Source organism: Trinickia sp. (assembly GCF_051953405.1).
GTDB lineage: Bacteria > Pseudomonadota > Gammaproteobacteria > Burkholderiales > Burkholderiaceae > Trinickia.
This window is the reverse complement of record NZ_JBQCIV010000018.1, coordinates 53,749-79,461: the sequence shown is the minus strand read 5'-3', so window position 1 is coordinate 79,461 and position 25,713 is coordinate 53,749. Positions and strand designations below refer to the sequence as shown.

Genomic DNA, 25,713 nt, shown 5'->3' with positions numbered 1-25,713 from the left:
GCCTCTTTAAGGCCCGCCCGCGCAGCAAGTGCCGTGCCCGCGGCCGTCTTCCCTATCGCGATAATCGACCGATTCATCTGACGATGAAAAGGGTTCCAGAGCCTCTCCGCGAAGCAAATTAATGCGCTAGACTGCGCTGCGATTACCCCAGAAAGGCGACTTGGGCGGCGCCTGTGTCGCCACTGTCCGCTCCCTTCAAAAGAATAAAAGCTCGTCCTGACTTCCGAGGAATTCATGGAAACGTTCGCTACCGAGACACCCCAGCGGTCCGACGATCAACTCGCGCTGATCGCCACGGCATTGAGCGCACTTCGTCGGGGCGACATGTCTTATCGTCTTCCCGAACACTGGACGGGCGAAGCGGCAAAAGTCGCTGAGCAATTCAACGGATTGTCGTCGCAATCGGCGCGGATGGTCCGCGAACTCGGCCGATTGTCGAGTCGACTGGCGGGCGGGACCGTTGCACCCGGCGACCAGGCCATGGACAGCGATAGTCTCGCCGGCGGCTGGCTCGATGCCGCGCAGGATGTGAACCGCCTATTCGAATGTCGGAAGGATGCGGACGCGCGCACGAGCGCGGTCCTGTCTTCGCTCGCCGCGCTGCAGAAAGGCGAGGCGGCAACGCTGCCGTTGAACTGGGAGGGGGTGCACGGCAAGGTGGCGCACACGTTCAACGAGGTGGTGGAACAGAACGTCAGGATGTCGGAGGAACTCGGCCGGTTGAGCCGCGTCGTCGGCAAGGAAGGGCGCTTGAAGGAGCGCGCGGCGCTGCCCTACGCGCGCGGCTTCTGGGGCGATTCGATCGACGCGGTCAACTCGCTGATTGCGGATCTCGTGCATCCGACGAGCGAGGTGGCACGTGTGATCGGCGCCGTGGCGCAAGGCGACTTGTCCAAGAGCATGGCGCTCGAAGCGGACGGACGAGCACTGCAAGGCGAATTTCTGCGGACGGCAAAAACCATCAACACGATGGTGGAGCAACTCGGCACGTTCGCGGTGGAAGTCACGCGCGTGGCGCGCGAGGTGGGCACCGAAGGCAAGCTCGGCGGTCAGGCCGACGTGCAGGGCGTCGCGGGCACATGGAAGGATCTGACCGATTCCGTCAACTCCATGGCGGGCAACCTGACGAGCCAGGTGCGCAACATCGCGGAAGTGACCAAAGCCGTGGCGGCCGGCGATTTGTCGAAGAAGATTACCGTCGACGTGAAGGGCGAAATCTTGGAACTGAAGAACACCATCAACACGATGGTGGACCAGTTGCGCTCGTTCGCCTCGGAAGTGACGCGCGTGGCGCGCGAGGTGGGCACGGAAGGAAAACTCGGCGGCCAGGCGGATGTGCAAGGCGTCGCGGGCACGTGGAAGGATTTGACCGACAACGTGAACTTCATGGCCGGCAATCTGACGAGCCAGGTGCGCAACATCGCGGAAGTGACCAAAGCCGTGGCGGCCGGGGATCTCTCTAAGAAGATCACTGTCGACGTGAAAGGCGAAATCCTCGAGCTGAAGAACACGATCAACACGATGGTGGACCAGTTGCGCTCGTTCGCGTCGGAAGTCACGCGCGTGGCGCGCGAGGTGGGCACCGAAGGCAAGCTCGGCGGCCAGGCCGACGTGCAGGGCGTGGCCGGCACATGGAAGGATCTGACCGACTCCGTCAACTCGATGGGCAGCAATCTGACCGCGCAAGTGCGCAACATCGCCGACGTGACGACGGCGGTGGCGGCGGGGGACCTCTCGAAGAAAATCACGGTCGACGTGAAGGGCGAGATTCTCGAGTTGAAGAACACCATCAATACGATGGTGGATCAGTTGCGCTCGTTTGCTTCGGAGGTGACCCGCGTCGCCCGCGAGGTGGGTACCGAAGGCAAACTGGGCGGCCAAGCCGACGTGCAAGGCGTGGCGGGTACCTGGAAAGACCTGACCGATTCGGTCAATTCGATGGGCAGCAACCTGACGGCACAAGTGCGCAACATTGCCGAGGTGACGACGGCCGTGGCGGCGGGCGACCTGTCCAAGAAAATCACGGTCGACGTGAAGGGCGAGATCCTGGAACTGAAGAACACCATCAACACGATGGTGGACCAGCTCAGCTCGTTTGCGTCCGAAGTGACGCGGGTGGCGCGCGAAGTCGGTACGGAGGGGAAGCTGGGCGGCCAGGCCGATGTGCAGGGCGTGGCCGGCACCTGGAAGGACTTGACCGATTCGGTCAATTCGATGGGCGGCAACTTGACGGCCCAGGTTCGCAACATCGCCGACGTGACGACGGCCGTGGCGGCCGGCGATCTATCGAAAAAGATCACCGTCGACGTCAAAGGCGAGATCCTCGAACTGAAGAACACGATCAATACGATGGTCGATCAGTTGCGCTCGTTCGCATCGGAAGTGACGCGCGTGGCGCGCGAGGTGGGCACGGAAGGCAAGCTCGGCGGGCAAGCCGATGTGCAGGGCGTCGCCGGTACGTGGAAGGATCTGACCGACAACGTGAACTTCATGGCCGGCAACCTCACGAGCCAAGTGCGCAATATCGCCGACGTCACGAAGGCCGTGGCGGCGGGGGACTTGTCGAAGAAAATCACGGTCGACGTGAAGGGCGAAATTCTCGAACTGAAAAACACCATCAATACGATGGTGGACCAGCTCGGCTCGTTCGCTTCCGAGGTGACGCGCGTGGCGCGCGAAGTGGGCACCGAGGGCAAGCTCGGCGGGCAGGCGGACGTGCAGGGAGTTGCCGGCACGTGGAAGGATCTGACCGACAACGTGAACTTCATGGCCGGCAACCTCACGAGCCAGGTGCGCAACATCGCCGACGTCACGAAGGCGGTCGCGGCGGGGGACTTGTCGAAGAAAATCACGGTCGACGTAAAGGGCGAAATTCTCGAACTGAAGAACACGATCAACACGATGGTGGATCAGCTGCGCTCGTTCGCCTCGGAGGTGACGCGCGTGGCGCGCGAGGTGGGGACCGAGGGTAAGCTAGGCGGGCAGGCGTATGTGCAGGGCGTGGCCGGCACGTGGAAGGATTTGACGGACAACGTGAACTTCATGGCGGGCAACCTCACGAGCCAGGTGCGCGGTATTGCCAAAGTGGTGACCGCGGTCGCGAATGGCGATCTCGCCCGCAAGCTGACGGTGGAGGCGAAAGGCGAAATCGCCGCGCTGGCCGATACGATCAACAGCATGACCGAGACGCTCGCGACCTTTGCCGATCAGGTGACGACGGTGGCGCGCGAAGTGGGCGTGGAAGGCAAGCTCGGCGGCCAGGCGAAGGTGCCGGGCGCGTCCGGCACGTGGAAGGGCCTTACCGAGAACGTGAACCAGTTGGCCGCGAATCTGACCACGCAGGTTCGCGCGATCGCCGAGGTCGCCACGGCCGTGACGCAGGGCGACCTGACACGCTCCATCACCGTGGAAGCGCTCGGCGAAGTCGCGGCACTGAAGGATACGATCAACGAAATGATCCGTAACCTGAAGGACACGACGCAGGTCAATACCGAACAAGACTGGCTCAAGACGAACCTCGCGAAATTCAGCCGGATGCTGCAAGGGCAGAAAGATCTGGTCGCGGTGGGGGAGTTGATCCTATCGGAGCTTGCGCCGGTGGTCGGCGTTCAGCAGGCCGAATTTTTCGTGCTCGATGCGTCGTCGGACGAGATCTTGCTGCGTTTGATGGCCAGTTACGCATCGGGCGGGCGTTCGTTGCACGGCAAGGGTATTCAGCTCGGCGAGGGGCTCGTCGGCCAATGCGCGGTGGAGCGTCGCAAGATTTTGCTCGAGCCGTCCGGTAACGACGCGTTCCGGATTACGTCCGGCCTCGTCAGCATCGTGCCGCAGAACGTGCTCGTGCTGCCCATCGTGTTCGAAGGGCAGGTCAAGGGCGTCGTGGAACTCGCTTCGGCGGAACGCTTCAATCCCATTCACCTCGCCTTCCTCGATCAACTGACGGAGAGTATCGGTATCGTCATCAACACGATCGAGGCGAATACGCGCACCGAGGATCTGCTCAAGCAGTCGCAATCGCTCGCGCACGAGTTGCAAAGCCGCCAGGAGGAATTGCAGCAAACGAACGAGGAGTTGCAGGAAAAGGCGCGGCTGCTGGCGCACCAAAATCAGGAAGTGGAGCGCAAGAACACCGAAGTGGAACAGGCGCGCCAAGCCTTGGAAGAAAAGGCCAAACAGCTTGCGCTGACGTCGAAGTACAAGTCGGAGTTTCTGGCCAACATGTCGCATGAGTTGCGGACGCCGTTGAACAGTCTGCTCATTTTGTCGGACCAGCTTTGCAAGAATACGGAAGGCAATCTTTCGTCGAAACAGATCGAGTTTTCGCGCACGATTCACTCGTCGGGCAACGAACTGCTGATGTTGATCAACGACATCCTCGACCTGTCGAAGATCGAGTCGGGCACGGTCGTCATGGATTTTGCCGAGCATCGCCTTGCCGATCTGACATCCTACGCCGAACGCAATTTCCGCCATGTCGCCGAATCGCGCAACGTCGACTTCGTGATCCACGTCGGCACCGCGTTGCCCGCATCGATCCATACGGACATCAAGCGCCTGCAGCAGATTCTGAAGAACCTGCTGTCCAACGCATTCAAGTTCACGCATCGCGGGCATGTGACGTTGTCGATCGAAGAGGTGTTCGGGGGATGGAGCGTCGATAACGACAGCCTGAACCGCGCAGTGGACGTCATCGCGTTTTCCGTATCGGACACCGGTATCGGCATTTCCGCGGATAAGCAGCAGATCATCTTCGAAGCGTTCCAGCAGGCCGACGGCAGTACGAGCCGCAAGTACGGCGGAACCGGCCTCGGTCTCGCCATCAGCCGCGAACTGTCGAAACTGCTGGGCGGAGAGATCAAACTGGTCAGCTCGCCCAACAAGGGCAGTACCTTTACGCTCTATTTGCCGCTGTCGGCGGATACGGGCCGCGCCGCGCGCAAGCCGGCCGCGGTACCGAGCGAGGAAATCGCGGCGCCCGCACTCGAGGTGGGGGGCAGGCGAGAAGCAAAGGGGCTGCCGGCGCAGGCGTTTGTCGATAGCGTGGTCGACGAGGCGCGGCACTTGGCGGCCACGCCCGAAGACGACCGGCTCGATATCCGGCCGGGCGAGCGAGTGGCATTGATCGTCGAAAACGACCAGGCCTTTGCCGGCGTTTTGTTGGATGCGGCGCGCGAGCATGGTTTCAAGGCGCTGGTCACGCCGCTCGGTGCATCGGCGCTCACGCTCGCGGACCAGTTCAAGCCCGACCTTGTCACGCTGGATCTGTTTTTACCCGATATGGACGGCTGGCGGGTGCTGGGCCGCCTCAAGCACGATATGGCCACCCGTCATATGCCCGTGTGCGTGATCTCCACGGACGAATCGCGCGAGCGCGCGCTGCGCGAAGGGGCGCTGGCGTTTTTGCCCAAGCCGATTCAATCGCGCGAAATATTGGACGACGCGCTGGGCTCGCTGGCTCGCTACGCGGGCGAATTGCCGCGCAAGGTGCTGGTGGCGATGCCCGAGTCGGCGCAGCGCGACGAGTTGCTCGCGCTGTTAGCGAGCGACAAAGTTGCGCCGGTCGCCGTTCCGACTGCCGATGCGTTGGCGCAGGCTCTGGCCGGCGATCATTGCGGCACGGTGATGGTGACGGAGGATCTGTTCGAAGCGTATAAGCGGCGTGTGGTTGGCGCGTTGCCGGAGCATCGGTCGTTCGTGCCCATATCGTTCGTCGTCCTTTCGTCCGGCAAGCATTCGGGGCGGATCGTCGAGACCGCCGAGCGTTATCGGATGCAGCCTGTTTCCGACTTCGCCCGCTTTTTCGATGCGGCGGTGGCCTCGTTGCATTTGGATCATCGGTGGCTGTCAAGCGACGCGCGCAAGGTGGTCGACGGTATTCACGGTTCGGGGGCCGACCTGGCTAACCGCAAGGCGTTGATCGTCGACGACGACATGCGCAACATCTTCGCGTTGGCCACCGTGCTCGAAGATCACGGGATGCGCCACGTATGGGCGGACAATGGCCGCGACGCGATTGCCCTCGTGGAATCCGACGCGGAAATCGACATCGTGCTGATGGACATCATGATGCCGGAGATGGACGGCCTCACTACGATGCGGGAGATTCGCAAGCGTCCTGTCGGACGGACGTTGCCGATCATCGCGGTGACGGCGAAGGCGATGAAGGGCGATCGCGAGCGTTGCATCGAAGCGGGCGCGTGGGACTATCTGTCCAAGCCTGTGAACCGCGACGATCTGCTCGCGGTGCTGCATGCCTGGCTGCACCGCTAGAAGCTAGAAGGTTGTCGATCTATGGAATTCGCCTTGGACAATGTCGCGGGTGATCGGACACCGGTCGATATCCTAGTCGTGGACGACCTGCCGCAGCAGCAGGTCGTGATGCGCACGGTCCTCGAGCAGTTAGGCGAGAACGTGATCGCGGTCGGATCGGGCCGAGAGGCGCTGAAGGCTGTCCTCGAGCGACGCTTCGCGGTCATTTTGCTCGACGTGAACATGCCGGGCATGGATGGTCTCGAAACGGCCTCGCTGTTGCGCAGCTACAAAAAAACCGCCACGACGCCCATCATTTTCGTGACCGCGTACGTCGACGAAGCGGAAATGAAGCGCGGCTATTCGCTAGGCGCGGTGGATTACATTTCCTCGCCGGTCGTGCCCGAGATTCTGCGCTCGAAGGTGAAGGCATTCGTCGAGATGCACCGTATGCACGAGGCGCTGCTTTCGCGGGCGGCGGAACGCGAGGCTTTCGCTCGTGCCGAAGCGGGGCGGGCGGTGGCGGAGCGCGCCCGGCAGCGCGCGGATTTTCTCGCGACCGCGAGCCAGGTGCTCACGCGTTCGCTCGAAATCGATACGACGTTGCAGCGTATCGCCGAACTCGTGGCCGGCGAATTCGCCGAGACGGTGTTTGTCACGGTCAAACGGATCGGCGACTCGGGTGCGGTCGTCACGCGCTCGGCGACGCGCGGCCCGCTCGCCGCCCCAGCGTTCGATGCGTTTCGATCGAATACGCTGGGGGCGTTGTTTCCGCAGGCAGGGCATTATCTAGACCGGTTGCTGCTCGGCGAACCGGCGGACGAGACGTCGGGAGGCGCGCGGATCTTCGAAGCCTCGAACGATGCCGGCGAGCCGTGCGGCATTCGCCGGATCGGCATCTTCCCGTTGGTGACGGCCAGCTTAAGCGGCGCTGTCGTGCTTTGCTACACGGCGTCGGACGCGGCCGCGCCCGAACACCAGACGCTGTTGCAGGAGTTCATGAGCCGCGCGGCCATCGCCGTCGAGAACGCGCTGCTGTTCTCGACGATCCGCGACGGAGACCGCAGGAAGAACGAGTTTCTTGCGATGTTGGCGCATGAGTTGCGCAATCCGCTCGCGCCCATTGCCAATGCGGCCGCGGTGATGCGCGACGCGAGGGCGGACGATGCCAAAGTGCTGCGCTGGGCCGGCGAAATCGTCGGTACGCAGGTCGAGCACATGGTGCGCATCGTCGAGGATCTGCTCGACGCGTCTCGCATCGCTCGCGGCACGGTGACGCTACGCAAGGAGCCCGTGCCGCTGTCCGTCATCATCGGCCGCGCGGTGGAAACCAGCCGCCCTCACTTTATCCGCCGCGCGCAGACGTTGACTTGCGACGAGGCGGCGCCCGATGCCGTCGTCGAGGGCGATCTCGTTCGCTTGGCGCAAGTCATCTCGAACCTGCTGAACAACGCGTCGAAGTTCACGCCGGACGGTGGACACATCACGGTCTCGACGCGCATGGAAGACGGATGCGCATCGATCACCGTTGCCGATGACGGACAAGGCATCGACGAGACATTTCTGCCGCACGTTTTCGAGTTGTTCGCGCAGGCGGACACGTCGTTGCATCGCTCGCTGGGCGGACTCGGGATCGGGTTGACGCTCGTGCGGCACCTCACCGAGCTTCACGGCGGTTCCGTCACGTGCAGGAGCGAGGGAGTCGGGCGCGGTGCGCAATTCGTGGTGCGCCTGCCCGCGGTCGCCGGTCCGCATCGGCTTGCCGCGCGCGCGCCCGTCGTACATCTGAACCGCAAGACGGCGACCCGCGTCCTCGTGGTCGACGATCTTGCGGCCTCGGCGGAAAGCCTCGATGCGCTGCTGACCCTGCACGGGTTCAGTGTCCGATGCGCCGTGGACGGCGGGTCCGCGCTGCGCGTCGCCGGCGAGACGCGCCCCGATATCGTCGTGCTCGACATCGGGCTCCCCGATATGAGCGGCTATGAGCTGGCCAAGCACCTGCGGTGCGGGGCCTGCCCGGATGCGCTGATCGTCGCGTTGAGCGGCTACGGGCAGGAAGAAAACATCCGCCACGCGACCGACGCCGGTGTCGACCACTATCTCGTCAAACCCGCCGACATCGGGACGCTGCTGGAATTGATGTCGGAGCACGAGGCTGCGAAGCTCGGGAAAAGCGCCGGCAACTGACCGAAGGGCCGCCCGCTGCGCGCAAAATCGCTTGCGCTGGCATGCGAGCCATGCGTATAATGCGAGGCTCTGCTGTTCGAGGTGTCGTGTGAGTTGAAAATTGCGCGATGCGGCCGGCGGGTAGTTGTGAAGTGCTTTCGAAGCGCAGTGATTGAAAGAAAAAGCTCGAAAAAACTTCACAAACGCCAATCGGCGAGTTAGAATAGCGTTCTTCGCTGTTGACGAAAGTTGAGGCGAAGAACAGATGTGAAAAGATTTTGTCCCCTTCGTCTAGAGGCCTAGGACATCACCCTTTCACGGTGAGTACAGGGGTTCGAATCCCCTAGGGGACGCCAAACATCGCGGTGCTTCATCCAGATACGGTGAGGGATTGCAGCTTGCGAAACGAAACCGACCGTTCGCGAGTATGATGCGCAAGTTAAGGAGTGGTAGTTCAGTCGGTTAGAATACCGGCCTGTCACGCCGGGGGTCGCGGGTTCGAGTCCCGTCCACTCCGCCAGACAAAGCCCGTTCAGGGATGCTTGAACGGGCTTTTTCAATAAAGGTGTAAGCAGTAGATTGAGCAGTACCTGTTGTCCCCTTCGTCTAGAGGCCTAGGACATCACCCTTTCACGGTGAGTACAGGGGTTCGAATCCCCTAGGGGACGCCAAAACATCGGCGGCGTTTCGTGAATCGAAGCGCTGCGGCTTGCGGAAACGACCGACGTCCGCGGGCCAAGATGCAAGACTGGAGTGGTAGTTCAGTCGGTTAGAATACCGGCCTGTCACGCCGGGGGTCGCGGGTTCGAGTCCCGTCCACTCCGCCAAATAAAAGCCCGTTCGAACAAGCTTCGAGCGGGCTTTTTCCTTTGGTGCTGCAGTAGCGCTTTAGCGCTTACTGCGGCCCATGCAAAGCTCCGCCGCAGTTTGCACTTTAGCGCTTACTGTGGGCCCATGCGAACCCCGGCGTTCGAAACGAGCCGGACGCTTGGCCACGATGGTTGCGCCGGCAACCGGCGCGGGAAAATCCGCCATTGCAAGTCGCATCATGCTGTCTTACTGTGGTGAGGGTTTCTTTCGATCCGGCTACGATGTTCGATCCGACCGACGCGCCCGTGCATCACGCACCCTCGCCGTTTCATCTGCGCAGAGCCTCGATGAGCGATTTCGCCTTTGCTGAGGCGCTGACGCGCACCAACATGGGCCGCTACTACGAGCGGCATAGGCTGGCTTGGCGGGCCGACTTGTTCCTCGCGAGCTGGCAGGAGTCCGAAAACTTCATCCTCGAGATCGACGACGAGCCGATCGGCGTGTTGCGGCTCACGGAGGAGGGCAATTCGCTGCACATCCGCGACGTCCAGATCGCCGCCGGCCATCGGGGCAAAGGCGCGGGCACGTTCCTGCTCGAGACGTCGCACGACTGGGCGCGCGAACGGGGCTTGCGCGAGCTGCAGTTGCGGGTGTTCGTCGATAACCCGGCAGCGCGCTTGTACCTGCGCATGGGTTACCGGTTGGCGGGACCTAGGCTGGCTCAGTTGGGCTCCATTCGCCATATGACGCGGCCCGTTTGATCCGCGCCGCGTATCTGCCCAGATGCGCTCCTACGCACGCATATCCGCCTGTATGCGCCCGTATGCGCACCCATCGCCGAACGGCGGCGGCGCCGTGGCCGCTCAGGTGCTTTCCGACGAGGCTAACAGCCCTTCGAAGTCCTCGTCGGTGCCCGCCCGCTCCGGGGCCTGCTCCACGTCGCGCATCATGAACGCGCGCGGGCTTTCGCCGAATGCGCGCCGGAACATCGCGGAAAATGCGCTTTGGCTCTGGTAGCCGAGTTCATGCGCGATCTGCGACAGCGCCCGGCCCCGGTGCAAGAGCGGAATCGCTCGCGCGAGCACGGCTTGCTGGCGCCACTGCGAAAAGCTCATCCCGAGTTCCTGGCGAAACAATCGCGCGATCGTGCGCGTGCTCGCGCCGACGGTCGTCGCCCAATATTCGAGCGAGTCGGCGTTGCCGGGATCGGCTAAGAGTCCTTCGCATAGCGCGCGCAGCCGCTTCTCGCTCGGCAGCGGGACCGACAGCGGCAACGGTTCCGAACGCGTGATCTCGTCGAGCGCCAGCGCGCCGAGCAGCCGTTCGCGCGTCGGGTCGAGCCCGTCGGCGTCGAGTGCCGCGATCGCCTCGCGCAGCAAGCCGGACACGTTGACGACGCGGCAAGCGTCGAGCCCTGGCGGCACCACCGATTCGTCGATGTAGAGCGTGCGCTGGTACGCCGCTTCGATGACGACGACTTCGTGCGGTATGCGCGGCGGCACCCAAATCGCCCGCGAGGGCGGAACCAACCACGTGCAGTCCTCGATGGCGACGCGCATCACGCCGCGCGAAGCGTAGGCGACTTGTGCCCAAGGATGCATGTGCCACGCAATGCGTTCGCCGGCCGGCATGGGGCGGGCCCTGACGCGAATCGGATGCTGGGGCGTGGGCGCGACCCTAGGCGGAATGTCGAGCAAGAGCACGCGCGCGGCCGCAATCGGAGCGGCGGGGTCGGTCGGGTTCAAAGCGATGGACTGTCGGTGAAATGAAAGGCGCCGCGCATTGGGAAAAATGCGTATGGGTATTGTATGTGCGTCCGTTTTATTCGGCATGCATAATGCACGAGCCGAGTGCACACGGTGCGAAGTCATTCCCCGCATCGCGTTCGGCGCCTAAGCGTTCGCCGGCGAAGTCCAAAGCATTGAACGAGCCATACAACCGGCGACGTGCACACCCACATAAAAAAGGACGAGGGCACATGCGATACGTATTCGTGTACGGCACGTTGCGAGCCGGCGAAATCAACGACATCGGCCAGGCCGCCGCGCGCCACGGCGTCGACGCGCCGCGGATGATCGGACGGGCGGCGGTCATGGGGCGGTTGTACGACTTCGGCGATTATCCGGGGTTGGTACCCGACGAAACGGGGAATCCCGTTCGCGGGGACGTCTACGAGATCGACGAGGCACTGGTGCCGGTGCTGGATCGGATCGAGGGCGTGCAGCCGGGGATCGACAGCTTGTTCAAATCGCGCGAGGTGAACGTGGCCGTCATGGGCCGCGAGCTGCGGTGCTTCTTTTATCCCGTCGACGACGTGTCGGTGGGCGGGCGCACGCGCATCCAAGCGGGCGATTGGATCAGTTACCGCCTCGCGCGCGATTCGGTCGCCGCGCTGAAGTACGGCCGCTGATCGAGCGCTGCAAGCGCAACAACGCCGTGCCGGCTCGTGAGAGGGGGCGGCACGGCTCGGCTAGCGGCGGCACTGAGCCGCCGCTTGTTTCGCCGGCTTAGACTTCTTCGTACAGCGGCAGCGTCAAAAAGTCGGTGAACGTTTCCGACGTCGACATCTTCTCGAAGATCGTGCCGGCGCGATCGTACGATTGCGTCTGGCCGCCGACCGATTCCTTGATCTTCGGCAGTTCCTCCGCGATCAGCGCGCGCACGAGTTCCGCCGTGACCTTGCGGCCGTCTTCGAGCTTGCCTTTCGGCGAGCGGATCCATTGCCACACTTGCGAGCGCGAAATCTCCGCGGTGGCCGCATCTTCCATCAAATTGTGGATCGGCACGCAGCCGTTGCCGGCGAGCCATGAACCGAGGTAATGGATCCCGACGTTGATGTTGTTGCGCAAGCCTGCTTCGGTGATCGGCGCCTCCGGGCGGAAGTCGAGCAGATCCTTGGCCGTCACCTGCACGTCGTCGCGCTGTTTGGCGATTTGATTGGGTTTGTCGCCCAGCACCGCGACGAACTCTTCCATCGCGACCGGCACGAGGCCCGGGTGGGCCACCCAACCGCCGTCGTAACCGTCGGTGGCATCGCGCTTCTTGTCCGAGCGCACCCCGCCCATCGCTTTCTCGTTGGCGGCCGCATCGCTCTTGATCGGAATCAGCGCGCTCATTCCGCCGATCGCGGGCGCATTGCGCTTGTGGCAGGTCTTGAGCAACTGCAACGCATAGGCGCGCATGAACGGCACCGTCATCGTGATTTGCGCACGATCGGCGAGGCAGAAATCCTTGTCGTTCTTGAACTTCTTGATTGCCGAGAAGATGTAATCCCAACGCCCGGCGTTGAGGCCGGCGCTGTGCTCGCGCAGTTCGTACAGAATCTCGTCCATCTCGAAGGCGGCGAGGATCGTCTCGATCAGCACCGTCGCGCGAATCGTGCCGCGCGGCAAGCCGATGGCCTCTTGAGCCGCCACGAAGATGTCGTTCCACAAGCGGGCCTCGAGGTGGCTCTCCATCTTCGGCAGATAGAAGTAGGGGCCGCTGCCGCGCGCGATCAGCTCCTTCGCGTTATGGAACAGGTACAGCGCGAAATCGAAGATACCGCCCGACACGCGCTGGCCGTCCACCGTCACGTGCTTCTCTTCGAGGTGCCACCCGCGCGGGCGCACCAGCAGCGTCGCGACCTTATCGTTCAAGGTGTACGTCTTCCCGTTCTGTTCGAGCGAGATCGTGCGGCGCACCGCGTCCTTCAGATTCAGTTGGCCCGTGATCTGGTTGTGCCAGTTGGGCGTGTTCGAATCTTCGAAGTCGGTCATGTACGCGTCCGCGCCCGAGTTCAGCGCGTTGATGATCATCTTGCGCTCCACCGGGCCCGTGATTTCGACGCGGCGGCATTCGAGATCCTTCGGCAGCGGGGCGATTTTCCAATCGCCTTCGCGCACGGCCTTCGTCTGGGCGAGGAATTCGGGCCGCTCGCCGGCATCGAGCCGCTGCGTGCGTTCGGCGCGCGCTTGCAGCAACTCGCGGCGGCGGGTCTCGAACGTACGATGCAGATCGGCGACGAGCGCGAGCGCATCGGGCGTCAGGATCGTTTCGAAACCGGGCTCGATAGCGCCGGTGATTTGCATGCCTTGGGGTAACGACAGCGTGTTCGCCATGGAAAGTCTCCTTAGGTCGGTCAGATGGCAACAATACGGCGATCTGCTCGCGCGTCCGGGCTGTGACGCGCGGGCAGGGTCGCTTCAATCCTTTTCTGTCTGCGCGAGCGTCTTCACGAAGTCGACGAGGTCGGACATGCCGGTGCCGATGCCGCGCGGTTTCGATTCGAGTTCTTCGAGCGGCGCACCCGCCCGGTTGATCCAAAACGTCGTGTAGCCGAACCAGCCGGCGCCCGCCACGTCCCATCCGTTCGAGGAAACGAAAACGATCTCGCGCGCACTCGCATCGAACGCGCGCGTGCCCAGCGCATAGGCGGCAGCGGCGGGCTTGTAGGCGTGGACGGCATGGACGGAGAGCACGTGGTCGAACAGATCGGCGATGCCGGCGCTCTTGACGGCGATGTCGAGCATGTCCGGATTGCCGTTCGAAAGAATGCCCAGGCCGAGCGTGCGGCCGGCCGGCGTTGCCCCGAATTCGCGCAGCGCGCGCAACGCGGGTGCCGTATCGGGAAACGCCGACAGGCACGCGTACTGATCCATCAAGCGTTTCTCGCCGGCCGCATCGAGCGGTAAGCGCAAACGACGCGCTGCATGGCGCAACGCATCGAGCGTCACGTCCCAGAAGGGCTTGTAGTGCGAGCCGTTCAGATCGGCGAGCGTGCGCAATTGCGAATATTCGATCTGCTTGAGGCGCCATAGCTGCGAGAGCGCGTCGCCTTGTCCGGGGAATAGCTGCTCGGCTGCGGCCACCACCGAATGCACGTCGAACAGCGTGCCGTATGCGTCGAACAGCACGGCTTTCGGAAAGCGTCGCAGCGATGTCATAGCCAGGGCTCCCGCACTTAAGGTCCGGAACGTATTCTATTTGTGACTTGATGGATCGAAAAAGACCGTTGACGTCACTTGATCTTTGACTTTTTGATACATAATCTGCCGATCGATCGCTTTTTCGGAAGGTTGGCATTCATGTCCCGCTTCAAACAAATCGAAACGTTCGTGGCTGTGGCGGCGAAGGGCAGCCTTTCCGCCGCGGCGCAGGCCGAAGGTGTCGCGCCCGCGGTGATCGGGCGCCGGCTGGACGCGCTCGAGGAACGGCTTGGCGTGAAACTGCTCGTGCGCACGACGCGCAAGCTCACGCTGACGTTCGAGGGGTCTGCCTTTCTCGAGGACTGCCAGCGGATCGTGGGCGACTTGCAAAACGCCGAAGCCAGCGTGTCGGAAGGGGGCGTGAAGGCGAGCGGCCACGTCCGCCTGTCCGCGCCGGCGGGCTTCGGACGCAAACACGTGGCGCCGCTGATCCCCGCGTTCGCGTCCGCGCATCCCGAGGTATCGATCGCGCTCGATTTGTCCGACCGGATGGTCGATCTCGTCAACGAAGGGTTCGACTGCGCCGTGCGATTCGGCGAACTGCCCGATTCGTCGCTCGTGTCGCTGCGTCTCGCCGAAAATCGGCGCGTCTGCGTGGCGGCGCCGGCTTATCTGGCACGCCACGGGACGCCGCACACGCTCGCCGATCTCGCGCATCACAACTGCCTCGCGCTCGCGGCCGGCATCAATCAGCAGCGCGGCTGGACGTTTCAGCAAGAGGGCAAAGTGGTTTCGATCAAGGTGTCGGGCACGCTCGAATGTTCGGACGGGGCCGTCTTGCACGAGTGGTGCCTGGCCGGGCACGGTCTCGCGTGGCGTTCGTCGTGGGAAGCCGGGGAGGATATTGCGGCGGGCCGGCTCGTGACGGTGCTCGACGCGTTCGCGGCACCGCCGATCGGCATCCATGCCGTGTTCCCGCAACGCAGGCATTTGCCGTTGCGCGTGCGGCTTTTCCTCGATTTCCTCAAACATACCTATGAGCGTCCCGGCTACTGGCAATAACGGGCGGCCGCGAACCGGCGCGGGCGGCATGAGCGGCTGCGCGCGGGTTTCCGATATGCGGGCTCACCCGAGGCCTGCCCGCCGCGCGGCGAGCGCAGCACTACAATCGACTTGAGCGTGCTCGCACCGCGGTGCGCGATGCCGCCGTCGGGCGTCGCACAACGTGCGTTCGTGCAGCACCCGCCGACGAGGGAGGCTCGATGTTCAAGCACATACTGGTCCCGACCGACGGTTCCGAACTGTCGCAAAAGGCGATCGACGGCGCGATCGATCTGGCGCGGACGGTCGGCGCCCGCATTACCGCCTACGCCTGCTTGCCGCAATACCCATACTCGCCGTTCTCGGACGTCATCATCGAGCAGCCCGACGATTTTCAGGCGCGCAGCGAGCGCGAAGCCCGCGACCATTTGGTCGAAGTCGAAGCAGCCGCGCGCCGAGCCGGCGTGACATGCGCAAGCCAAACGAGCGTGCATCCGTCCCCCTACCTGGGCATCATCGAAGCCGCCGAACGCGGCGGATGCGACGTCATCTTCATGGCCTCGCATGGGCGCAAAGGACTCGGCAGCCTGCTGATCGGCAGCGAGACGCAGCGTGTCCTCACGCATACGAAGATTCCCGTGATCGTGTATCGGTGAAGGTGCGGTAGAGCGTGGCGTGGCGTTGCCGGGCCGGGCCGGGCGTAATGGCGCGGGCGCTTCGCTCGAGCCATCGCGGCCGCGACTCTTGCGTGCGGGCCCAATCAAACGCGTAGCCCCGCATGCCCATCGCATGCGGGGCTCGCGTCCTCCCTTCAGGTCCCCTCGCGAGTCCCGTCGTTTATGCCACTTTCTTCGCGTCGAAGAATTGTTCGTCTTCGGTCGAACCGTGCAGCGCCGTCGTCGAGGCTTCGCGTTCGACCGTTTGCGTCACGGCGTCGAAATAGCCCGTGCCCACTTCGCGTTGGTGCTTGACGGCGGTGAAGCCCTTTTCGGCGGCGGCGAACTCGGCCTGCTGCAGTTCGACGAACGCGCTCATCTGCGAGCGAGCATAGCCGTGCGCGAGATTGAACATCGAGTAGTTGAGCGCGTGGAAGCCCGCCAGCGTGATGAACTGGAACTTGTAGCCCATCGCACCCAATTCCTTCTGGAACTTCGCGATCGTCGCATCGTCGAGGTTCTTCTTCCAGTTGAAGGATGGCGAGCAGTTGTACGAGAGCAGCTTGCCGGGAAATTGCTTATGGATCGCCTCGGCGAATTTCTTGGCGTACTGCAGATCGGGTTTGCCCGTTTCGCACCAGATCATGTCGGCATACGGCGCATAGGCCAGGCCGCGCGAGATCGCTTGTTCGAGGCCGGGCTTCGTGCGGAAGAAGCCTTCCACCGTGCGCTCGCCCGTGAGGAACGGACGGTCGTTGTCGTCGACGTCCGACGTAATCAGATCGGCCGCCTCGGCGTCCGTGCGGGCGACGAGCACCGTCGGCACGCCGCACACATCGGCGGCCAGGCGTGCCGCCGTCAGCTTGCCGATGTTTTCGCGCGTCGGCACGAGCACCTTGCCGCCCATGTGCCCGCACTTTTTGACCGATGCCAGTTGATCTTCGAAGTGAACGCCCGACGCGCCGGCTTCGATCATGGCCTTCATCAGTTCGAAAGCGTTGAGCACACCGCCGAAGCCGGCTTCGGCATCGGCCACGATCGGCGCGAAGAAGTCGATATAGCCTTCGTCGCCGGGGTTCTTGCCTTCGGACCATTGAATCTGATCGGCGCGCGTAAGCGTATTGTTGATGCGCTTCACCACGAGCGGCACCGAGTTGGCCGGATAGAGCGATTGGTCGGGGTACATTTCGCCGGCCACGTTCGCATCGCCCGCCACTTGCCAGCCCGACAGGTAGATCGCCTTGAGGCCGGCCTTCACTTGCTGCATCGCCTGGTTGCCCGTCAGCGCGCCCAGCGCGTTGACGAAGGGCTCGTTATTGATGAGCGTCCAAAGCTTTTCGGCCCCGCGCTTGGCAAGCGTATGTTCCGGCTGGATCGAGCCGCGCAGGCGCACGACGTCCTCGGCCGTGTAGCCGCGCTTGATGCCTTGCCAGCGCGGATCGGTTTCCCATTGCTGCTGAAGGTGCTGTGCTTGCTGTTGGCGGGACATGGTGGACTCCTGGTTGCTTGAAATAGAGAACGGGGATCTTGCTTGCCGCGGCCGATTCGGTCGAGAACTCTTATATAAGAGTCTAGGCAATTCGAATCTTTCGGAGTAGGCGGAATCGAACGTTTCTAGAATGTATTTAGTCGTTAAAAATCAAAAAGATAGGTTCTATATTTTGCAATGAGAAATGCCGTTTTCCATGTCGCAACGGTTGCGGTTGTGCCACGCAGCACAGATTTTTACGACACAAAAAATCTTTTCGCATCGTGAAAAAGGGGCTCGATCAATGCGAGGGCCCGCGTCGCCGGGCCGGGCGAAAAAAAACCGGTGCATCTAGCACCGGTTTTCGTATCGACGCACTCATGCGCCGGGAGACTTAGCCGTTTCGACGAGCGCCCCGCCCGCCGTCGCCGCGGCGGCTTTGGCCGTCGCGCGCGCCATAGCCGTCGCGCGAGCCGTAGCCGCTGCGCGAGCCGTTCGAGCTGCCACGGCCGCCGAATCCATTGCCGCCGAAGCCGTTGCCCGTGCTGCTACGGTTCTCGCCATTGCCACGCGAAGCGCCGTTGCTGCTCGAACCGAAGCGTCGGCCGCCATTGCCGCCGCCCGGGCGGCCACGGCCGTTACCCGTGCGCGCCGGCGGGGCCTTACGCGGCTCGAAGCCTTCGATGACGTTGACAGGCAGCGGCGCGCGCACGAAACGCTCGATCCGCTTGAGCGCGCCTTGCTCGGCGTGATGCACGAGGCTCACGGCGATGCCCGAGCGGCCCGCGCGGCCCGTACGGCCGATGCGGTGCACGTAGTCTTCGGCGAACTTCGGCAGATCGTAGTTGAACACGTGCGTGATGCCGGGGATGTCGATCCCGCGCGCAGCGACGTCCGTCGCCACGAGCACGCGCACGCGACGCTCGCGCAGTGCGCGAATCGTCCGGTTGCGCGCGCCTTGCGGTAGATCGCCGTGCAGCGCGGCCGAGGAGAAGCCGGCATCGGCCAGGCGGCCGGCCAGCTGATCGGCTTCGCTCTTCGTTGCCGTGAAGATGATGGCTTGATCGAGCGCGTCGTCGCGCAACAGGTGATCGAGCAGGCGATCTTTGTGATCCCGGTCGTCGACGTAATGAACCGTCTGCGCGATGTTCGAGCTCGATTGGACTTGGCGCGCAATTTCGATGCGCTCCGGATCCTTGAGCAGGCGACCCGTCAGCGAGCCGATCTTACCGTCGAGCGTGGCCGAGAAGAGCATCGTCTGCCGCGTGGCGGGCGTGGCGGCGACGATCGTTTCGATGTCGTCGATAAAGCCCATGTCGAGCATGCGATCGGCTTCGTCGAGCACGAGCATCTGCAATTGCGACAGATCGATACGGCCGCGTTCGAGGTGATCGAGCAGACGGCCGGGCGTCGCCACGAGGATTTCGGGGTTCTTCGCGAGCAGCATCAATTGCTGGCCGTACGCAACACCGCCGAGAATGCTGACCGTGCGCAGCCGGCGCAGATGCTTGCCGTAGGCCGATGCGGCCGTCGTGACTTGCATGGCGAGTTCGCGCGTGGGCGTCAGCACGAGCAAGCCCGGGCGGGCGACGGGCGGGCCGCGGCGCGGGCGACGATCGCCACCGGCCTCGCGCGGCTGTGCCGCTTGCGTCTTTTGCATTTGAGCGAAGCGCTCGATGGCCGGCAGCATGAAGGCTGCCGTTTTGCCCGAGCCCGTGGGGCTCGAAACGAGCAGGTCGCGGCCGGCGATGCCGGCGGGAATGGCGCGCTGCTGCACCGGCGTGGGAGCCGCGTAGCCTGCAGCCGTCAGCGCCGAAACGATTTCGGGCGACAGGCCGAGCGAGGCGAACGTGGGGCCCGACGGTGCATCGGTGGCGGCGGCATCGGTCGGCGCCGCGTCTGCGGACGCCGCATTGGCGGGCGCTGCGTCGGCGTCCTGGCCGAGGGCGCGATCGGCAATGGCGTTCAGCGGGCTGGAATCGAAGCTCGAGGTCATGAGAATCCTAAGAAGACGGCTAATAAGGCGTCGGCGCCAATCGGCATTACCCAAGTCGTCGGATTCAGCATGCACGAGCGCACGCGAGCAAATCGCAAAACGGGGGCAGCTCGCGAACAGGGGCGAGCTTTTCGTTAGAAGCTGTATCGGATACGGGACGCCGTTATGGCATCGCCGCCAGCCTGGTATGAGACGGCCTGCGAAGGCCTAGGCGGAAGGGGACAGGTTCTAAACTGGATTGGAGCAAAACGCTACGGCACGCTGCACACACCAATGTAGGCCGGCGCGAGAAGCGTAGAGCGCATTATAGGGGTTTTTGCTGCGCTGCGCCACCGTTACGTGGCGTGGCGGGCAAAATCGGCCGGTGGAGGCAACGGCTACCGGCCGGCGAACGTGCGAACGTGGCGGCGAGCGCTGCCCGCGCGGCGCGGGGTGGCCCAGCTCAGCTTGCGGTGCCGTTCTTCAGCGATTCGACGAGTTCGACGTACTGCTGTTTCGCCACGTCCTGCTCGGTACCCTTGAGCGAGGCCCAGGCGTCGTACTTGTACTTGCCGACGATATCGGCGAAGCCGGGCTTGTCGCCATGCACATCGCCCTCGGTGGCTTGCTTGAAGAGCGCATAAAGACGCAGTAGCGTCATGTTGCCCGGTTTCTCGGGCAGGCTCTTGACGTCTACCTGCGCTTGCTCGAACTGTGCGTCGACGTTGCTCACGATGGTTTCTCCCGTGCATAAACGATAAGGCCGCCGATCATAGCAAGCGTTCGAGCCGGAAAGATCGAGCGATGCTTCCAAACGCGGGCGGCGCATACGGGCGGCGGGGCGCCGCACGAGCCGCATTACAATAGCGCCCATGACATCAACCGTGCTGCTTGCTCTCGATACCTCGACCGAATATTGCTCGGTCGCGCTGATTTCCTCGGAGGCCCCCTCGGCCGCCTCGGCTTGCTCGCAACCCGCGCCCGCGCGCGTTTGGACGCGACACGAATCCACGGGCCCCGTTTCCAGTACGCGCGTGCTGCCGGCCGTGCGCGAAGTGTTCGACGAAGCGGGGCTCGCGCTCGATGCATGCCACGCCGTCGCCTTCGGGGCCGGCCCCGGTTCGTTCACGGGCTTGCGCACGGCCACCGGCGTGGCGCAGGGCCTCGCGTTCGGCCTCGACGTGCCCGTCGTGCCGATCGGCACGCTGCTGATCTGCGCCGAGAGCGCACGGCGGCGCGACCCGTCGATCGCACGCGTGTTGGCCGTGCTCGACGCGCGAATGGACGAGGTGTACTGGGCCGACTACGCTTGGGACGCCGCTGCCGGCGAATGGCGGACCGTCGTGCCGCCGTCGCTCGGCGCGCCTGACGCGCTTATTGCGCCGGATACGCCGTTCGCACTGGCCGGCAATGCAGCCGATGCATTCGGCGCGCGTCTGACCGTGGCCGAACGCGCGAGCGTCGTCGACCGAGCTGCGCTGCCGCACGCGCAACCGCTGGCTTTCGCGGCGCTGCGCGCCTACTGGGCGGGCCGAACGGTTGCCGCCGAACACGCGGCGCCCGAGTACGTGCGCGACAAAGTCGCACAGACAACCGCCGAACGTCTTGCAGCGCGTGCGGCGGGCGGTGGGCGGGAGGCACGATGAGCGGGGTATTGCTGGCCGACCGCTACCTCTCGCCGATGACGGAAGCCGATCTCGACGAGGTCGCTGCCGTCGAACACGAAGCCTATGATTTTCCGTGGTCGCGCGGCAACTTCGAAGATTCGCTGCGGAACGGCTATTTCGGCATCTGCATGCGGCATGTCGCGGGCGCCCTGGTCGGCTACTGCGTGCTGATGCCCGTCGTCGACGAGATGCATTTGCTCAATCTGTGCGTGGCGCCGCAAGTGCAGGGCACGGGAGCGGGTCTCGCCTTGCTGCGCGAGGCCGTTCGCACGACGCGCAGCAAGCAGCTGTCGGGTCTGCTGCTCGAAGTGCGGCCGTCCAATGTGCGTGCATTGCGGCTTTACGAACGTTTTGGATTTGCGACGATCGGCCGACGCAAGAACTACTATCCCGCACGACGCCATGGCCGCGAGGACGCGCTCGTCATGCGCTGCACGTTTTCGAAGGAGGGCGAGTGATGCCGCTCGATGAAGCCGCGCTCGAGACGCTGGGTCTCGGGACGTTATGGGTGCGGCGCGGGGCGTCGAACGGCCCAGGCCAAGTCGCACAGGAGACGGCGCGCGGCGAACCGGTGCCGGCGGCGGCGATCGCGCCGTCGACGCATGGTGCTGAAGCGGCGCAGGAGAGGGGGGCGGGTGTTGCACGGGTTGAGGAACGGCCCTCGGTGCCCGTGACCGTACCCGTTCAGGCGCAGCCCGCGAGTTCGGCGGCCAAGCAAGAGAGCAACGCGCCGCTCGCCCCGCCCATCGACGAACCGGCTTGGGACGATTTCGAGCCCATGCCGTCCGCGATGCCCGTCATGCCGTCGATGCCCGATTTCGCCGACGCCTCGTCCGCGGTCGAGCCTCGCGATGCGGGCGGCGTGGCAACGCTCGATTGGGACGCGCTCCATGCGCGCGTGTCGGCATGCGAGCGCTGTCGGCTGTGCGAACAGCGCACGAACACCGTGTTCGGCGTCGGCGACCGCGAGGCCGATTGGATGCTGATCGGCGAGGCGCCTGGAGAAAACGAGGACAAGCTGGGCGAGCCGTTCGTCGGCCAGGCGGGCAAACTGCTCGACAGCATGCTGCGCGCGCTCTCGCTCGCGCGGGGCGAGAACGTCTATATCGCGAACGTCGTCAAATGCCGGCCGCCCGGCAATCGGAATCCCGAGCCCGACGAAGTCGCCCGTTGCGAGCCGTATTTGCAGCGGCAGGTGGCGTTGCTCAAGCCGAAGCTCATCGTCGCGCTCGGGCGCGTCGCCGCGCAAAACCTGCTCAAGACCGACGCCAGCATTTCGTCGCTGCGAGGCCGCGTGCATCGCTATGAAGAGGTGCCCGTCATCGTGACCTACCATCCCGCATACTTGTTGCGCAGCTTGCCGGATAAGGCAAAGGCCTGGGTCGATCTGTGCCTGGCCCACGATACGTACCGGCAAGTACTGGCCGAGACCCAGGCATCGCGATGAGCGCGCTCGAGCCGGCCGCCGATCCCGCTGCCGCGCTCGCCGCGCTGCAAGGCGCGCTGCTCGATCCCATCGTTCGCGACTTGGCCTGGCTGCTATTGAGCGTCCCGTTGCTCCGTGCCCAGCTGCCCGGCGGCGAACTTGCGGATCCATTCGAGACGGTGCAGCAAGAGGCCGCCACGTTGGATTGGCTGCGCGAACTCGACCGCGATCCGGCTGCATTGCACCAAGCGATCGCAGCGACGCGCATCGTGCGGCTAGGTCGCTACGCCGAGTGTTTGCTCGGCTTTTTCTTGCAGCACGGCCCGGCCGGTCGGCTTGTCGCCGCGAACGTCGCGCTTCGGCTCGCGGGCCGGACGATCGGCGAGTGCGATTTTCTCATCGAAAGCGCGAGCGGGCGGCGGCTGCATTGGGAACTGGCCGTCAAATGCTATCTGCATGCGGGCGGCGAGCGGGCCGAGTTGGCCGATTATGTCGGCCCCAATCTACAAGATCGTTTCGACTTGAAACTCGCGCATTTGCTCGGGCATCAATTACCGTTGTCGTCGCGCGAGGAGTTCGGCGCCTTGGGGCATGCCGGTCCGTGGCAGCCGCAGATGTTCGTCAAAGGCTGGCTGTTCTACCGGTGGGGCGAAGCCCCGCCGGTCGCACCGTCGATCGAGCCGGCGCATCATCGCGGCTTTTGGGTTACCCGCGGCGATTGGCCCGCCCTGCGCGCGAGTCGCGACGAGGCCCGCTGGGCCGTCTTACCGCGCCTCGCCTGGCTCGCGCCGCGGGCCGGCATTGCGGATCATGAGGTTGACGTGGCCGGCTTGGCGACCGCGCAGGCATTGGCCGAGCGGCTAGAGCAGCTTGGGATCGGGCAGATTGGGCAGCCCACCGGCCCGGCGATGATTGCGGTATTCGAGCGCGATCCGCTAGCGCCTGAGTGCTGGCGCGAGACCGAGCGCGGATTCGTCGTACCCGACGAATGGCCCGAGCAGGCTAGCGCGTATGCATTGGAAACCGCGTGAGCGCGCTTGCGAGCCGTAGCGGGCAATTTATCGGCATGATCGGCCCGACCGGCCTTGCCGGTGCGCTCGTCACCACCACCGATAAAAATGATGGAGCGGGCCGATGCCCGTGCCGACCGCAAGGCGTGGGCTTTCGCGTAATGCGCCGACTAGATACGTTTTCGCATCGGTCACGGCGCCGAGCCAGTCGGGCCGCTGCACGATGAGCGCCGCGATGGCCGCCGAGAGCGTGCAGCCGGTGCCGTGGGTCTGCTTGACCTCGACGCGCGCGGCGCCGAGACGGTAGGCACCCGTTTCGTCGATGAGCCAATCGGGGCTCTCGGCGCCGCCCAGATGCCCCCCCTTGATGAGAACGGCACGCGCGCCGAGCGAGCGCAGCGCTTCCCCTTGTTGCCGCATGGCGGTTTCGTCGGCAGCCGGTGCGTCTGCGCCGACGAGTGCGGCCGCTTCGTCGAGGTTCGGCGTGACGAGCCCCGCCAGCGGCAGCAGTTCCTCGCGCAGCGCCGCGACGGCGTCGGGAGCGAGCAACGCGTGGCCGTTCTTCGAGAGCATGACGGTATCGAGCACGACGCGCGCGGGCCGATAGCGCCGCAGCGCCGCGGCCACCGCGCGCACGATGTCGGCGTTCGCCAGCATCCCGATCTTCACGGCGTCGATACGGACATCGTCGAATACGGCATCGAGCTGCGCCGCGACGAACGCGCCGTCGGGCGCGTGCACGGCGCGCACGCCATGCGTGTTTTGTGCCGTCAACGCCGTGACGACGCTCGCTCCATAGACGCCGAGCGCCGAGAACGTCTTCAGATCCGCCTGAATCCCGGCGCCGCCGCTGGAATCGGAGCCGGCGATCGTCAAAACGTTATGGATGGGGCTTTGCATGGCGAGCGGCCGCGCAGCGGCCGTGGGATTCAGTGTTTGACTTCGCCGATCAGCGCGACGGAATCGAACGCGCGTTGATTGGCTTGGTGGCGCCGCATGACGAGCCACATCATGAGGCAAACGAAGGTGCCGAATAGGACGATGACGATGGAAACGGGCACGTCCAACCAGACCAGTACGGCATACAGACACAGCATGACGAGCACTGACAGGTTCTCGTTGAAATTTTGCACGGCGATCGAATGGCCGGCCGAGAGCAAGACGTGCCCGCGATGCTGCAGCAGCGCGTTCATCGGCACGACGAAGAAACCCGATAGGGCGCCCACGAACATCAAGAACAAGTAGGCAATGATCAGATAGCCGGGCACGTGCAAGCGACCGAAGTAAAAGCCCCAGTTGGCGGGCACGAGCTGGCGCGAATAAAACGCCATGGCCATGACGGCCAATCCCATGACGATGCCGACGGGCAGGACCGACAGCGATTTCTTGAGCGGCACGCGCGCCGCCGCGAACATCGCCCCGCCGGCCACGCCGACCGCGACGATCGCCTGCAGGATCGCGCCTTCGGACAACGACATGCCGAGCGACACCTCGGCCCATTTGAGCACGATGAACTGCAACGTGGCGCCGGCGCCCCAGAACAACGTCGTGACGGCGAGCGAAATCTGGCCGAGCTTGTCGCGCCACAAGGTCACGAAGCAATCGGCGAAATCGGTGATGAGCCTGATCGGCCCGTGTTGCTGCTTCGGGTAGCGGGCGCCCGTATCCGGAATGCTCAGGTTGAACAGCGCGGCGGCGACATAGATGCCCATGATGACGAGCATCGCCGCTTCGGCCGGGGTATGGACGAGGGGCACGTGGTGCTTGAGCACGTGCGCGGCGATATGAGGGCTGATCAAGGCGCCGCCGAGCACCGTCCCCAAGATGATCGATGCGACGGTCGTGCCTTCGATCCAGCCGTTGGCCGCCACGAGCCGCTCCGGCGGTAGAAGTTCGGTCAAGATGCCGTATTTGGCGGGCGAGTAAGCGGCAGCGCCGAAGCCCACGACCCCATACGCGGCAAGCGGGTGCGCGCCGACCATCATGAAGAAGCAGCCCACGATCTTGATCGTATTCGTTGCGAACATGACGCGCCCTTTGGGCCGCGAATCCGCGAACGCGCCGACGAAAGCGGCCAGCACGACGTACGACAGGACGAAGAACAGCTTGAGCAGCGGTGTCATCCAGTTCGGGGCATGGAGATCTTTGAGCAGTGCAATGGCGGCAATCAGAAGGGCGCTATCGGCCAGCGACGAGAAAAACTGCGCGGCCATGATGGAGTAAAAACCTTTTTTCATCTGATGCGGTGCGGTCCTTTGCGGCGCGTCCTCCCCGGGCGCGAGTGACGCGTTAGGACTTAGGCCGTTCGAAATGGGTTGTGCGCACGGCTTTATATCAC

18 protein-coding genes and 4 tRNA genes are annotated in these 25,713 nt (G+C 64.1%); 14 read left to right on the top strand and 8 right to left on the bottom strand.

The features are described from left to right. Positions 1-234 precede the first annotated feature (234 nt). The 7 genes from ACTHN9_RS03720 (at position 235) to ACTHN9_RS03690 (ending at position 9,986) form a co-directional block, all read left to right on the top strand. Positions 235-6,270, top strand: coding sequence for a HAMP domain-containing protein (locus tag ACTHN9_RS03720; protein ID WP_440535397.1), 6,036 nt, complete (start codon positions 235-237; stop codon positions 6,268-6,270). Between the two features lie 21 nt (positions 6,271-6,291). After that, on the top strand, positions 6,292-8,436 hold the full coding sequence (locus tag ACTHN9_RS03715; protein ID WP_440535396.1) for a response regulator: 2,145 nt from the start codon (positions 6,292-6,294) through the stop codon (positions 8,434-8,436). Between the two features lie 259 nt (positions 8,437-8,695). Continuing rightward, positions 8,696-8,771: transfer RNA gene (locus tag ACTHN9_RS03710), tRNA-Glu, on the top strand. Between the two features lie 87 nt (positions 8,772-8,858). Beyond that, positions 8,859-8,935, top strand: a tRNA-Asp gene (locus ACTHN9_RS03705). Positions 8,936-9,010: 75 nt separating this feature from the next. Next, positions 9,011-9,086, top strand: a tRNA-Glu gene (locus tag ACTHN9_RS03700). Positions 9,087-9,165: 79 nt separating this feature from the next. Then, positions 9,166-9,242, top strand: a tRNA-Asp gene (locus ACTHN9_RS03695). 264 nt (positions 9,243-9,506) lie between these two features. Further along, positions 9,507-9,986: a GNAT family N-acetyltransferase gene (locus ACTHN9_RS03690; RefSeq protein ID WP_440535395.1), complete on the top strand. Its 480-nt coding sequence runs from the start codon at positions 9,507-9,509 to the stop codon at positions 9,984-9,986. 102 nt (positions 9,987-10,088) lie between these two features. Here the strand turns inward: ACTHN9_RS03690 and ACTHN9_RS03685 are convergent, their stop codons facing one another. Continuing rightward, positions 10,089-10,970: an AraC family transcriptional regulator gene (locus ACTHN9_RS03685; RefSeq protein WP_440535394.1), complete on the bottom strand. Its 882-nt coding sequence runs from the start codon at positions 10,968-10,970 to the stop codon at positions 10,089-10,091. 233 nt (positions 10,971-11,203) lie between these two features. Here ACTHN9_RS03685 and ACTHN9_RS03680 point away from each other — a divergent pair, with 233 nt between their 5' ends. Further along, the gene (locus ACTHN9_RS03680; RefSeq protein WP_440535393.1) at positions 11,204-11,635 is read left to right on the top strand and encodes a gamma-glutamylcyclotransferase family protein; all 432 of its coding nucleotides are present in this window, start codon (positions 11,204-11,206) and stop codon (positions 11,633-11,635) included. Positions 11,636-11,732: 97 nt separating this feature from the next. Here ACTHN9_RS03680 and aceB read toward each other — a convergent pair whose 3' ends face one another. Next, on the bottom strand, positions 11,733-13,325 hold the full coding sequence (aceB, locus tag ACTHN9_RS03675; RefSeq protein WP_440535392.1) for a malate synthase A: 1,593 nt from the start codon (positions 13,323-13,325) through the stop codon (positions 11,733-11,735). Between the two features lie 84 nt (positions 13,326-13,409). Beyond that, positions 13,410-14,150 (bottom strand): haloacid dehalogenase type II, encoded by a 741-nt coding sequence (locus tag ACTHN9_RS03670; protein ID WP_440535391.1) that lies wholly within the window; start codon positions 14,148-14,150, stop codon positions 13,410-13,412. A gap of 141 nt (positions 14,151-14,291) precedes the next feature. On the opposite strand from ACTHN9_RS03670, the gene ACTHN9_RS03665 reads away from it, so the two are divergent. Both ACTHN9_RS03665 and ACTHN9_RS03660 read left to right on the top strand, forming a co-directional pair. Continuing rightward, entirely contained in the window at positions 14,292-15,194 is a 903-nt protein-coding gene (locus tag ACTHN9_RS03665; protein ID WP_440535390.1) for a LysR family transcriptional regulator, read from the top strand. A gap of 200 nt (positions 15,195-15,394) precedes the next feature. Further along, a complete protein-coding gene (locus ACTHN9_RS03660) occupies positions 15,395-15,829 on the top strand; it encodes a universal stress protein (RefSeq protein WP_440535389.1) in 435 nt (144 codons plus the stop codon). A gap of 181 nt (positions 15,830-16,010) precedes the next feature. Here the strand turns inward: ACTHN9_RS03660 and aceA are convergent, their stop codons facing one another. From aceA to ACTHN9_RS03645, 3 genes are all read right to left on the bottom strand, one after another. Continuing rightward, the gene (gene aceA / locus ACTHN9_RS03655) at positions 16,011-17,318 is read right to left on the bottom strand and encodes an isocitrate lyase (RefSeq protein ID WP_440535388.1); all 1,308 of its coding nucleotides are present in this window, start codon (positions 17,316-17,318) and stop codon (positions 16,011-16,013) included. A 373-nt stretch (positions 17,319-17,691) separates the two neighbouring features. After that, complete coding sequence (locus ACTHN9_RS03650; RefSeq protein WP_440535387.1) at positions 17,692-19,293, bottom strand: DEAD/DEAH box helicase; 1,602 nt, start codon at positions 19,291-19,293, stop codon at positions 17,692-17,694. A 442-nt stretch (positions 19,294-19,735) separates the two neighbouring features. Then, a complete protein-coding gene (locus ACTHN9_RS03645) occupies positions 19,736-20,005 on the bottom strand; it encodes an acyl-CoA-binding protein (RefSeq protein ID WP_440535386.1) in 270 nt (89 codons plus the stop codon). A gap of 139 nt (positions 20,006-20,144) precedes the next feature. On the opposite strand from ACTHN9_RS03645, the gene tsaB reads away from it, so the two are divergent. Genes tsaB through ACTHN9_RS03625 form a run of 4 tightly spaced genes read left to right on the top strand, consistent with a single transcriptional unit; the run spans position 20,145 to position 23,396 of the window. Then, the gene (tsaB, locus tag ACTHN9_RS03640) at positions 20,145-20,918 is read left to right on the top strand and encodes a tRNA (adenosine(37)-N6)-threonylcarbamoyltransferase complex dimerization subunit type 1 TsaB (RefSeq protein WP_440535385.1); all 774 of its coding nucleotides are present in this window, start codon (positions 20,145-20,147) and stop codon (positions 20,916-20,918) included. After that, positions 20,915-21,397: a ribosomal protein S18-alanine N-acetyltransferase gene (rimI, locus tag ACTHN9_RS03635; protein WP_440535384.1), complete on the top strand. Its 483-nt coding sequence runs from the start codon at positions 20,915-20,917 to the stop codon at positions 21,395-21,397. Before tsaB ends, rimI begins: the two co-directional genes overlap by 4 nt. Next, complete coding sequence (locus ACTHN9_RS03630) at positions 21,397-22,386, top strand: uracil-DNA glycosylase family protein (protein WP_440535383.1); 990 nt, start codon at positions 21,397-21,399, stop codon at positions 22,384-22,386. Before rimI ends, ACTHN9_RS03630 begins: the two co-directional genes overlap by 1 nt. Next, complete coding sequence (locus tag ACTHN9_RS03625; protein ID WP_440535382.1) at positions 22,383-23,396, top strand: DUF1853 family protein; 1,014 nt, start codon at positions 22,383-22,385, stop codon at positions 23,394-23,396. Before ACTHN9_RS03630 ends, ACTHN9_RS03625 begins: the two co-directional genes overlap by 4 nt. Before the next feature lie 69 nt (positions 23,397-23,465). On the opposite strand, the gene thiD is transcribed toward ACTHN9_RS03625, so the two are convergent. Both thiD and lplT read right to left on the bottom strand, forming a co-directional pair. Further along, positions 23,466-24,275, bottom strand: coding sequence for a bifunctional hydroxymethylpyrimidine kinase/phosphomethylpyrimidine kinase (thiD, locus tag ACTHN9_RS03620; RefSeq protein WP_440535381.1), 810 nt, complete (start codon positions 24,273-24,275; stop codon positions 23,466-23,468). Positions 24,276-24,304: 29 nt separating this feature from the next. Continuing rightward, positions 24,305-25,612 carry a lysophospholipid transporter LplT gene (lplT, locus tag ACTHN9_RS03615; protein ID WP_440535380.1) on the bottom strand — a complete coding sequence of 436 codons (1,308 nt, stop codon included), beginning with the start codon at positions 25,610-25,612 and terminating at the stop codon, positions 24,305-24,307. Between the last annotated feature and the right edge of the window lie 101 nt (positions 25,613-25,713).